The sequence below is a fragment of the Algibacter sp. L3A6 genome, assembly GCF_009796825.1.
Classification (GTDB): Bacteria; Bacteroidota; Bacteroidia; order Flavobacteriales; family Flavobacteriaceae; genus Algibacter.
On record NZ_CP047030.1, the window covers coordinates 948,004 to 960,000 of the forward strand.

The 11,997-nt window shown below is 32.7% G+C and carries 8 protein-coding genes (1 of these 8 only partly in view); 2 read left to right on the forward strand and 6 right to left on the reverse strand.

The window, feature by feature from the left end; all coding sequences use genetic code 11:
- Positions 1-16 precede the first annotated feature (16 nt).
- The 3 genes from GQR98_RS03975 to GQR98_RS03985 all read right to left on the reverse strand — a co-directional run bounded on the left by GQR98_RS03975 (position 17) and on the right by GQR98_RS03985 (position 3,204).
- Positions 17-1,555 carry a helicase HerA-like domain-containing protein gene (locus GQR98_RS03975; RefSeq protein ID WP_159018385.1) on the reverse strand — a complete coding sequence of 513 codons (1,539 nt, stop codon included), beginning with the start codon at positions 1,553-1,555 and terminating at the stop codon, positions 17-19.
- 101 nt (positions 1,556-1,656) lie between these two features.
- Complete coding sequence (locus GQR98_RS03980; protein ID WP_159018386.1) at positions 1,657-2,430, reverse strand: hypothetical protein; 774 nt, start codon at positions 2,428-2,430, stop codon at positions 1,657-1,659.
- 75 nt (positions 2,431-2,505) lie between these two features.
- Positions 2,506-3,204, reverse strand: a complete 699-nt coding sequence (locus GQR98_RS03985; RefSeq protein ID WP_159018387.1) for a hypothetical protein — start codon at positions 3,202-3,204, stop codon at positions 2,506-2,508.
- A 101-nt stretch (positions 3,205-3,305) separates the two neighbouring features.
- Here GQR98_RS03985 and GQR98_RS03990 point away from each other — a divergent pair, with 101 nt between their 5' ends.
- On the forward strand, positions 3,306-3,935 hold the full coding sequence (locus GQR98_RS03990) for a 7-carboxy-7-deazaguanine synthase QueE (RefSeq protein WP_159018388.1): 630 nt from the start codon (positions 3,306-3,308) through the stop codon (positions 3,933-3,935).
- Between the two features lie 86 nt (positions 3,936-4,021).
- Positions 4,022-6,037, forward strand: coding sequence for a sensor histidine kinase (locus GQR98_RS03995; protein ID WP_159018389.1), 2,016 nt, complete (start codon positions 4,022-4,024; stop codon positions 6,035-6,037).
- A gap of 218 nt (positions 6,038-6,255) precedes the next feature.
- Here GQR98_RS03995 and GQR98_RS04000 read toward each other — a convergent pair whose 3' ends face one another.
- From GQR98_RS04000 to GQR98_RS04010, 3 genes are all read right to left on the reverse strand, one after another.
- On the reverse strand, positions 6,256-7,776 hold the full coding sequence (locus GQR98_RS04000; RefSeq protein WP_159018390.1) for a reverse transcriptase family protein: 1,521 nt from the start codon (positions 7,774-7,776) through the stop codon (positions 6,256-6,258).
- A gap of 261 nt (positions 7,777-8,037) precedes the next feature.
- Positions 8,038-9,666: an SWIM zinc finger family protein gene (locus GQR98_RS04005; RefSeq protein WP_159018391.1), complete on the reverse strand. Its 1,629-nt coding sequence runs from the start codon at positions 9,664-9,666 to the stop codon at positions 8,038-8,040.
- A gap of 4 nt (positions 9,667-9,670) precedes the next feature.
- Positions 9,671-11,997: the 3' portion of a WGR domain-containing protein gene (locus GQR98_RS04010; protein WP_159018392.1), read on the reverse strand. It continues 718 nt past the right edge of the window; 2,327 of the gene's 3,045 nt are visible here — the last part of the coding sequence; its start codon lies off the right edge, out of view; the stop codon is at positions 9,671-9,673.

Sequence of the window (11,997 nt, forward strand, 5' to 3'; positions counted from 1 at the left end):
TTAAAAAAGAAGCTACTTATTTTTTTAACACTTTGGTTAAAATACCAAAAACCGAACGAATAAATGTTGCACTCGTAAGCACTTTAATTATTGGGTTCATGGCTGTGCTTTTACGTCTTGTCGTAGTTTTTCTTTTAGATTCTGCTTTTTTAAGAGCCTCTTGTTCTTTTTTAGCTTTTTCTTTAGCTTCGTCTGCTTCAGCTTGTTTTATTTTTTCATTAAGCATTTCGTAAGCACTCTCTCTATCAATGGTTTCATTGTATTTTTTAACCATTTTAGATTTTGCTAGCAAGCTACTTAGCTCCATATCGGTAAGAACATCCATTCTACTCATAGGCGCACGCATCATGGTGGCAGCCAATGGTGTTGGTCGTCCTTTTTCATCTAATGCAGAAACTAACGCTTCTCCAATTCCTAAAGATGTCAAAACCTCTGTAGTATCATAATATTCAGAATCTGGGTAGTTTTGTGCCGTTAACTTAATGGCCTTTCTATCTTTAGCGGTAAAAGCTCTTAAAGCATGCTGAATTTTTAAACCTAACTGGCCCAATACAGCTTCGGGAACATCAGTAGGGTTTTGTGTTACAAAATATAAGCCAACACCTTTACTTCTAATTAGTTTTACAATGCTCTCAATTTGATTTAATAAGGCTTTTGAAGCCTCGTTAAAAATTAAATGCGCTTCGTCTATAAACAAAATAAGTTCTGGTCTATCGCTATCGCCTTGTTCTGGGAAGGTTGAATATATTTCGGCCAACAAACTCAACATAAAGGTTGAAAATAATTTTGGGCGATCTTGAATATCGGTTAAACGAAGGATGTTTATATAACCACGACCGTTATCATCAATACGCAGCAAATCTTGCGTATCGAAAGATTTTTCACCAAAAAACAAATCGGCTCCTTGTTGTTCTAACTCTATAACTTTTCGTAAAATAGCTCCGGTGGATGCTGTTGAAATACGTCCGTAAGATTCCGTAAATTCAGCTTTACCTTCTTGCGTAGTATATTGAAGTATTTTTTTAAAATCTTTTAAATCTAATAATGGCAGTTTATTATCGTCACAATACTGAAAAATAACAGCTACTACTCCCGATTGTGTATCGGTTAAATCTAAAACTCGAGATAATAATACAGGACCAAATTCACTAACCGTTGCACGAAGCCTAACTCCATCTTGTTCAGATAGGGTTAAAAGTTCTACAGGAAAAGCTTTGGCATCAAAAGGTAAACCAATTTTTTCGTGACGTTCATCAATTTTTGCATGACCCGGACTTGGTTGTGCCAAACCACTTAAATCACCTTTAATATCCATTAATAAAACAGGAATACCTTTATCACTTAAATTTTCTGCTAAAACCTGAAGCGATTTTGTTTTACCCGTACCAGTGGCACCAGCAATTAAACCGTGACGATTCATGGTTTTTAAAGGAATTTTCACATGGGCACCTGTAACGGTTTCACCATCTAACATAGCAGAACCTACGGCTATAAAATCTCCTTTTGTAGCATTTCCTTCTGTAATGTATTTAAAAAAAGTATCTGTCTTACTCATACTGTATATTTTGCATAAAAATACAGTAAATAAGATGAAGAAAAAAATATGGTTTCAATGGAAAGACATAGAACCTTTAATTTCTATTTACCAAAAGTTTATTACCTGTAAGCTTCATAAATAACAACAATATTCTCTATTCTATCAGTAACATTGATAGAAAAACCATCGGCATTAAAACTTGTAACTTCAGCTGCTGTTAAACCCAAGTTATCCCCGTTTTGATTTCCGTAGCGTATACCTATGGCTCTAGAACTAGAAGCATATCTAGAAATATCGTTAATAGAGTTACCGTTTCCTCCATTAAAAATAACTTGTTGATCTATTCCGCTATAGTTAGTGGCATAACCTTGCATAGATCCAAATGCATTCTGGAAACTATTGTCGTTATTAGATGTTCCGTTATCACCATTTATATTTTCAGTCTCTACGTTGGCATAAGCCGAAAACTTAATCGAGCTTGGTTCAAATGGTAAACCTGTAATAGTTTGAGTTCCGGTATTGGTAATAATAAATTTACCGATATAGGTTGTAAAACCTATATATGCTCCAGAATCTGTTCCTGAACCTAATATATTTCCAGGGTCAGCACTTACCGTAGCATGCGAGTTTATCGGATTCCATATTGGAGTTACTACCGATCCAGAATTAAACTCAAACTTACTTGTTGTAGTATTGAATATCAATAAACCTATAGCAGGTGATACTATGCTATTTCTTTGGGTAGTAGTTAATCGAGGTATTAAAATACCTTTACTATCTGAGTCAACATCTAAAATTGAAGAATTGTCTGGACTTGTAGTACCGATACCTACCTGAGATTGCGCACAGAAAAAACTAGCGCATAGCGCGAGCATAAGGGAGAATTTTTTCATTTTAATATAGCCTTAGGGAGCTAGTTTATTTTAATTATTCATCGAATATAGCTAGAAAACTTATCAATAACAAAATTAATTAAGCCGACTGATACCAATATTAATAAATTTAGCATTTAAAGGACTGCCGCCATTATTTAATACATATTTCATCGTTATCACGTCGTTAGCTGATATGGGATACATAACATTTCCGCTTGTTCCCCAATAATCTGTACCAGAAGCTGGCAAGCTAGAAAACCCTCTTGTTAAATATGCTACTAATGCCCCATTAACATCAAGCGCTATAATATATTTTTTATTACCACCTGGCATATTACTCGTTGATAGCGCAGCACTAAACCAATAATTCCCGTCTTCTTTTATTCTAACCGTGCCATTAGTAGTAACATCGTATGTGCTGGAGTTTGTAGCAATTATATCTGACGGCCCTATAGGAAAATCAACATAAGTATCATTTGGTGCAGAAAGCGCACTATTCCCTGCTGGATAATTTTTATTTAATATTAAGCTCGCATTTGTTTGACTAGACCAAACACCATTTCTATATACAAAATAAGTGTTGTGGGTTGTATTAAAAACCAAAGCACCATCTAAAGGAGTTGTAATCGCAGACATTTCACTAAATGTCATTCGAGGAGGAACAAAAGCACCTACTTTACTATCTATTTGTAAAACTGATCCGTCATCGGGTGTTGTTGTGCCAATTCCTACTTGAGATTGTGCACAGAAAAAGCTAACGCATAGCGCAAGCATGAGGGAATACCTTTTCATTTTTATTAGTTCTTTTGAGAGAATAAAGATTACTATATGTGACTTCGAATGTAAAACAAAATTTCTATAAAAACTAATGAAATCCGTATCTTTGCGGACTTATGAAAAAAGAAATACAACAATTAGTTGACAAAGGAGAGATGTTGCCTTTAATGGAGGAGTTTTATACCATTCAAGGAGAAGGCTTTCATAAAGGTACCGCAGCATATTTTATTCGTGTTGGTGGATGCGATGTAGGCTGCCATTGGTGCGATGTAAAAGAGAGTTGGAATGCCAACCTACACCCACCTACATTAATTTCTAATATTGTTGAAAACGCTAAAAAACATAGTGATACTATTGTAATTACTGGAGGTGAGCCGTTAACTTGGGATATGACGCCTTTAACAACACAGCTTAAAGCTGAAGGATTACAGGTGCATATTGAAACATCGGGAGCTTATAAACTAACCGGTATTTGGGATTGGATTTGCCTTTCTCCAAAAAAAATGAAACTTCCCACTAAAGAAGTTTATGATAATGCACATGAACTTAAAGTAATTATTTACAATAATGATGATTTTCGCTTCGCCGAAGAACAAGCTGCAAAAGTAAATAAAGACTGTATTTTATACTTACAACCTGAATGGAGCAAACGCGATAAAGTGGTTCCGGAAATTGTAGATTACGTCATGAAAAATCCAAAATGGAAAGTATCATTACAAACCCATAAATATTTAAATATTCCATAATATTATTAGCCTCGAAGTTTTTTCGAGGCTTTTTTATTTTTTGTCGCACAAATCGCATATATTTAGAAGACCAAACCCTAACTACCATGAAGTTAGTACTTTTCTATATTTCCCTTATAACAGTATTTAGTATAAGCGCACAACAATCGGATATAGAAAAATCTATTTCCCAGATAAATTCAAACATCCAAAAGTCTCAAAATGGACAACGTCTAAAATGGATGGATAGCCTAGTTTCTATTGTTAAATACAAAACAGATTTACAGTATGATACTATTGTAAACCAAACTATAAATCTTGCTTTAAAATTAGATTCGTTAGAACTTGCAGGTAATCATATTGCCGATTTAATCTACTACAAAAACAACATAACAAGCAAACCTGAAGAAGGCCTAAAACTTTATAAACAACACATTAAAACTTACGAGCATATGCAGAACAGCTATGCTCTAACAAGATTGTACTTAAATGTAGCCGATAGTTATTACTACCTAAACGATGTAAATACAGCTATTAAATACTACAACAAAACCATTGTATACGCGCAAAAATATAATAAAACACGCTTAGCAGGTTTCGCTCACTTGTATTTAGGTTACACAGAATCTGATTTAGGTAAATTTACCGAAGCTTCAAAAAGTTTAAAAACGGCCATAGATATATTTACAGAAGTAAAAGATAACTTCAACATACTATCATCAAAAAATGCACTATCCGTGCTGTACAGCAAAAACGCTTTTTTTAAAGAAGCCGAAAAAGAACGAAATGAAGCCATAGAACTCGCCAAACAAGATGACAGAAACGATCACCTTATTAGTTTATACTTCAACGCTGCAAGCGATTACAGAAAAACAGCTGACTATAAAAAACAAATAGCACACTTAAAAAAATCAATAGATTGCAATGCCAAATCTGAAAACGAGATGTATTTAAAGTCAACTATTTTAGCCGAATTAGTAATAGCCTATTCCGAAAGTGATAGTACCAATTTAGCTGAAGCGCACTTTAAAGAACTAAAGCAAATCTATTTAAATAATAAGTCTAGTAAAAATCATGAATCATACATTTTTGCTTTAAAATCACTAGAATACCAAAAAGGCAACTACTCTAACGCTCTTACGTATGGGAAAGAATATTTAACCCTAAGAAAACAAAAACGCGGGTATGAAGAAATTATGCTTGCCGAAAAATTTATAGCCAAAGTATACCAAGCAACCAACAATTTGCAAAAAGCAAATGAACACTTAGTAAGTTATTATACCTTAAAAGATTCTATTAATAGCGTGCAAAACACAAAAACGCTTGCCTATTTCCAAACACTTTACGAAACTGAAAAACGAGACCGAAAAATAGAAGCTCAAAACACCAATATAGAGTTACTCAATGTTGAAAATAAAAACAAAACGCAACAATTAACCTTCGGAATAATTAGCATGCTAGTTTTATTTGCCTGCATATTATTTTATCGCTCTTACGCCAATGCCAAACACCGCGAATTTGTACAGCAAGGCTTTTCTCAAGAGCTAATCAAAACCCAAGAACAAGAACGCACACGTATTTCTAAAGATTTACACGATAGTGTTGGCCAACAACTAGTACTTCTAAAATGGAAAACCCAAGCATTAGAGCAACCAGAATTATCCTTGCTCGTGCAAAATACTCTAGAAGAAGTCAGACATATATCACGGGATTTATACCCAATTACATTAACAAAACTAGGTTTAACCAGTAGTATTCAAAAATTATTATTCGAATTAGACGAAACCACAGACCTTTTTGTAACCCTAGAAATAGACGATGTTAACACACGTTTCGATGACGTAGAAACTCTTAATTTTTATAGATTTATACAAGAATCTATTAGTAATGTTATTAAACATGCCAACGCCAGCACCTTGTTTGTAAATATTTTAAAACAAAAAAACGGCATTAAAGTTTTAATAAGGGACAACGGTAATGGTTTTGATATCGACGATACTATTACCCTAAATAGTCTCGGGTTAAAAACCATGACCGAACGCATCAATATCCTAAAAGGGCAGCTTTCAATAAAAAGTAAAAAAAATAAAGGCACTGCTATTTTAGTTCAAATTCCAACTTAAGCTAAAATAACAAAGATTTTTTGGGCGGGTTTTTAAGAAAAATAAAAACCGTGCTATCCACTATATCTTTTTTAGAGGGTTATTAAAGTGACCTTCAAAGCAATATTAGAAATCTAATTTCTAATTTGCATAATAAGTCCTATCAAGTAAAAAAGGATGCCGCTTCTATCACTCCCGCAAGCATCCGCCAAGTAAATGCTATCAATTAATGAATATTTCTATTTTTTAAAGAAAGACATAATTTTCTTAAAAATACCACCACCAGAATCCGGTTTATTAGCCTTCTCACGTTTATCTAAAACTTTAGGAACATAAGTTGCTTTATGCTTTTCCTTGTAATTATATTTTTCTAAAATAACATTTACGCGTTTTTTATACAGTACACCTTTTTCTGGTTCTATTTGAAAAATATAATTCGCATATCCATCTATTTGAGCCAAAACATTACCACCTTTAGTCCAATATTTACCTTCTATACCATCTTTCTCTATTTGGAATAGAAGTGCTCTAAAACGTTTTAAATCTCCTTTTGGAATATTAGTTTTTTCGTTAACAACAACACCTGTAACCTCTTGTTTAGCATTACGCTTCATGATGCGTAATTTTTCGGGATGTAAATTAAAATTCTCACTATTTACAACGTATCTAGAGTATTTCAAAAGCGGAGTCATTTTATCAAAACTATCATGAGTGCCAGAAAATGTAATATCATCTACATAACGCGTGTATATAAATCCGTATTTATTAGCTAAACCCGTTAATCTAAAATCTAATTTTTTACAAAGAATATTTGTAATCGCAGGACTTGTTGGAGCGCCTTGCGGTAAAAAACGTTCGCCACGTTGTGCATAATAATCTTCCCCTAAAAGGGAAACATCTAGTATTTTAGGTTCCGAACATAAAAGAGAAAAAATAGTTGCAACCTGATTAGAATAACCCAAAGCTAAAAAAACACCTTTAATTCGCGCATAGGTTACAGATGGGAAAAAATTCTTAAAATCTTGATTAATAACAACAGCTTTCCCAACGTGTGGTTCGGCATTAGTTTTAATAGATCTTCCTATCACGCAACCATGTGCATTTGGGTGAACAGATACTATATTTAAAACCGATCCTAACACCCAGTGTTGTGCCTTTTTCAACTTAGGCATAGGTGCAGAAATTAAACGATATCCTCCAGATTTTTTAGCCATTTGAAATCTTTTGTAATGGTTAATTTTAGAGTTTTTTCTTGAAAACGACAAAAACCTTAACTCACCAATAGAGATATTCATAGCTTTCGCTAAATCTTCGGCTGTATGTAAAACCGGTAAGTTTTTAGATTTTAAACGTTCGGTATTAGATATCTGCTCATTTAATTCATGCGAATAATTTTCACCTAAATAAATAATATCTTTCTCTTTAGAAACACGCCATTTCTCGGCTTTTTCTAAGCGTTCTTTTTCACGACGTTCTTTAGTTTCTTTTTGAGATTGTTTAGAAGCAAGCTTGCGTTCTTGGTGTTTTTTAGCCAGAAAAGCTTCCGGATCTTCTATAACTTTTTTTTCTTTTAAAAGCTTTTGAAGTTTCTGAGATAATTCTCTTTCTTCATTAAAAAACGTATTTACCGCTTTAAAATCAAGTTCTCCTTCATTCCAAAACCCTAAGCGTTTCATTTCCGAAAGGATATATTCTTGTTTAGAAGATGCCTTTATTTTATCATAAATTTCTTGTCTTCTTTCCGTAGAATTATTTCTCATATAACAAAAAAAAGGTAGCAATAAGATGTATTTTGAATGCCCTTCGTACGATTCTCAAGACTGAATTGAACAACTCCAGTGAAATAGGTACTAGTACGCTATTTCACTTCGCAGAAGTCTAACCGGAAATGGCGTACTAGTACCTATTTCACAAGTTAAGTTCGAGTCAGTGACGCGTTCGGTATCTGTAAGCAAGATTGGCGATCCACCAATCAAAATGCAAGGTTGTTATCTTATTACTACCATGGTTTAAATATAATATTATTTTTTATCAAAAGTGATTCTTGTAGCTAAAATATGCGCACAAGGTCCTTTTGTCATTTTATTTTTATAAAACTCATTACAGTTACATTTAGCATCTGTAATTTTTAAATCTTTATCAATTAATACAACCGTATTATAACTGTTACTTACTGTGGCGGTTAACAATACTTTCCCGTTCTGTTCTGTAATTTTTAAGTTAGCAACCGCACCTTGTTCCATTAATCTATATGCATCCTTATCTGTTTCACTAGAAAAACGAAGCGATTCTATATCAATACCGTCACGTTTTAATTCACGTACACGGTAAACTTTATTTTTAAGATCATAAATTACTTTACCGGCTTGCGCAAAAGTTTCCATGGATTTACTAACCGTAGTAACATCTAAATTTAGGTTTTTAGCCAAATCTGTTTCACTTGAAAACCACGTATTTCGTAATTCTAAATAAATACTTTGCATAGTTGTAGCGGGCACTAATGTACGAGGTGCTAATAATTCTAATTGGCTAGACTGTGTCCAATCGTTCGCTGTCCACCCAGAAAGTCCCAATGTAAAATACATGTCATTGGTTAAATGTGCCGTGTAAAATGAAGGCATGCCGTTACCTAAAAGATGAACGCTAAATTTGTTGGTTATTGGCAGTAATCGTTCTAAAAGTAAAATACGCCTGCGTCCCCAAACTCTAATTTCTTCATGTTCATCTCCTTTATAAATCGATTGATTACAAACAATTTCAATATTCCAAGGTTCGAAAACTGCAATAATAGGTTCATTTGGTTTCAGGATATATTTAATAGACCGAGGGCCTTTACGTTCTTTGTTTCTTTTTAAAACTGAAATAAAATTGGCTATATCAATAGCTTCTAGTTCAAAAGATACTTTTTTAGTGGTCATTGCTGTACTCACTTGTAAAAAGCCACGAACCCAACTATCGGGCAAATCAATTTTTACTTCTTTATAATTATCTTCACCCGTTGTTTTAACATCAAAACCTTTAGGATCTATTTTAAAATCTGTCTCTTTATAAGTTCTTATTTTCTGAAACTCTTCATATAATTTCTTAGAATAATCAATGTTTGTGGTACCACATTTAAATTCATTAATATCTTTAAACACATCATATCCACAAGATAATTTGCCGTAAACAGATTCATCTTTACTAAAACATTCAAAAAAAACTTGATCTGGATGCACCGTTATTACCGGATCTAAAACCATCCAAGCATCCATATCTCTTTTGTACAAAAACTTAAAATAGGCACTTTGTGCTTTATAATAAGGTTTCATTATAGAATCGCGCTCTTTACGAAGTCCTTCCATTTTAGCACGTACCTCATGAATTTCTGAACGCAATTTGGATAAATCGGAACTAGCCTCCGATAACCAAATCTCTTCCTGGCCTTTTAACCAAGCCAAGTAAGCCGAATTATCTTTTGGTTGAAAATTAAAATCTGCAACCACAACATGATGCAATGCAGAAATAGCTTCTCTAAACGGAATTTTTTTATCCAAAGTCCCTACAAAAAATGTAGGATCACGCAGCACATCTGGAGCAAAACTAACATTAGTGCTAGACACTCCATTATTAACAGCACTTCCGCCTCCGTATTTATAATTAAATTGCATGTTTTTAATTTGATTTTATTAATAACGGAACTTCAATTTCTGGAAAAACATCATATATACTCAGTAAAACATCAATGTTATTGCTTCTATCTTTTATGGTTTTTGTACCAAGAATACTGTTTATTAAACGTACAGTCATTTCGGCGACCACCTTACTTTTAACAGATTCTTGTTCTAAAAAAGCATAAATTCTTGTTTTAGTTGCACGATGTGTATTAATATTAAATAAGCTCGTTTTAAAATATGTTTCCAGTTTTAAAATAACATCTGGAGCATCCTTAGCATATGTTTCTAAATAGTTAGTTACAAAAAACTGCATATCCTTTGTAGGATGCTCTTGTAGTTTCATTAGTAACGGCAAACCTTTCTCCTCGCTAAAATGAGCTGTTATCATTTTTCTACCAAAAGCTTGTACTTCATTTTTAGTATGGTCACAAGCGTATAACAGTATGTTAACTGTCCAGTTTTTTTCTTCTATACTTCTTTCAAAATAATCGCACGCCCAATCTATAATATCTTGCCAAGTCGAGTTAAAAATTAATAATGCCTTTTCTAACTCATAATTAATCTTCGGAATGTGTAACTGGAAATAATCTTGAAGCATTTTACGTATTTCAAAAACATCTGAATTACCTAAAGAGACTAATTTATCAACAGGCAAGGTATTTAAATCTATATGTTGTTTAAATAAAGGAAGGCCAAGTTTTTGAGCATACTCATAATGAGAAAGCACAAGTTTAAACATAAACTCATGAGAAATATCATTTAAATAATGCTTATAGTTTTCTGTTAACAAGCTGTAACAATTGGCATGTAAACCATCATATTTTTCGGCATCAATTAATACAATAAGTAAGCTATTAAAAAGACTTGTTTTGAAATCTGTGTCTAAATTAACCAAACGCTCTATAGTTGGTTGTATTGCTGTGCGTACTTCTTCGTATTCAGAAAAACAAAAACCGCTAATCTTTTTACTATTCTCTAGTAAAAAATGATCCGGAAACTGAGATAACAACTCAATACCAACTTGCCTTAATCTAGCATCATCAGAATTAATATATTCATCTATCGAATCTTTAAATAATAAGAATGTTTCTATTTTATTGTGCTTAGCTAAATTAGCCGCAAATAATTTATTTGTAACACTATTAGAAGATGCCAATTTATTAATCTCCTCCAAAGATACATCACTCAATAAGCTCCCAAAAGTCGTATTTCCTATTAAATTGTTTACCTCTAAAAGATAAGCTTCCGTATAGATAGAATGTGATTGAAACAAGCCACTCAAAGCATTTAAATTAAGTATAAAATTGTATTTAGGAATACTTCCATATAAAGTTTTTAAATAATCAATAACCTTTACTTCACCAGTTAGTAATAAACCGATTACAACTTCATCTCTGGAAAAGTAATCTCGTTCATAAAAATTAAGCCAACCAAGTCCTAATTCTATAGCTCTTTCATTTTTAGAACTTAATAATGCCAACATTATAGCATCTTCAGGTTGTAAGTTTTTATATTTATCTTTTATAGATTCTAAAATAACCTCCAAAACTTTAGGATGATAATGAGAAACTAAACGTTGTAAATCTTCTAACAAAATTGAATCTAAAATACTTTTATTCTCCTTTATAATTCGTAATGCGAAAAACACAGCTTCCTCACTCTTAGCATGACTTAAAACATACAGTACTTTTTCAGGATTGCTACTCCATACTTCTGGAAGAATTTCTGCTCGTTCTAGATCTTCCAACTTAATATCTTCAGAATAAAACCATTTAGTATTATCTCTGTTTAACAAAGTAGAATTACCATAAAGCACATACATTAGTGCAGAAAACTCATGATATCTTGGAAAGATTCGACGCTCGGTAATATAGCGTCTTTCTACAGAATTATAAATATAATTGTATTGCACATTAGAAGCATTTCTATCCGTTTTATCATTTAACGAAACTAACATAAACACTGCATAATCCAAATAACCAGATATGTTAGTTTTGCTTAATTTATAAACTAAGCTATAGGTGTTTTTATTAAAATATTTTTGTGTTTTAGATGAAAACGCAACAGAAGGATTCTCTTTCTTCTTTTCAATATCTACTGAAGTCCATTGCTGACCGCTATATATATAACTAGAAGTATATCCAGGTGTACTAACACCCATTCTTTTAGATAACAAGCCTAAAAACTGATAGTCGTCTAATAAATGGGATGATCGATAAATATATCTAACAGATTTAAATGTGTTTACTTTTAATGGAATACTTTGAAGGAATTGATATAGCTCTTCCCTACCGGAATTTTCGATATAACTATATAAATAAACAT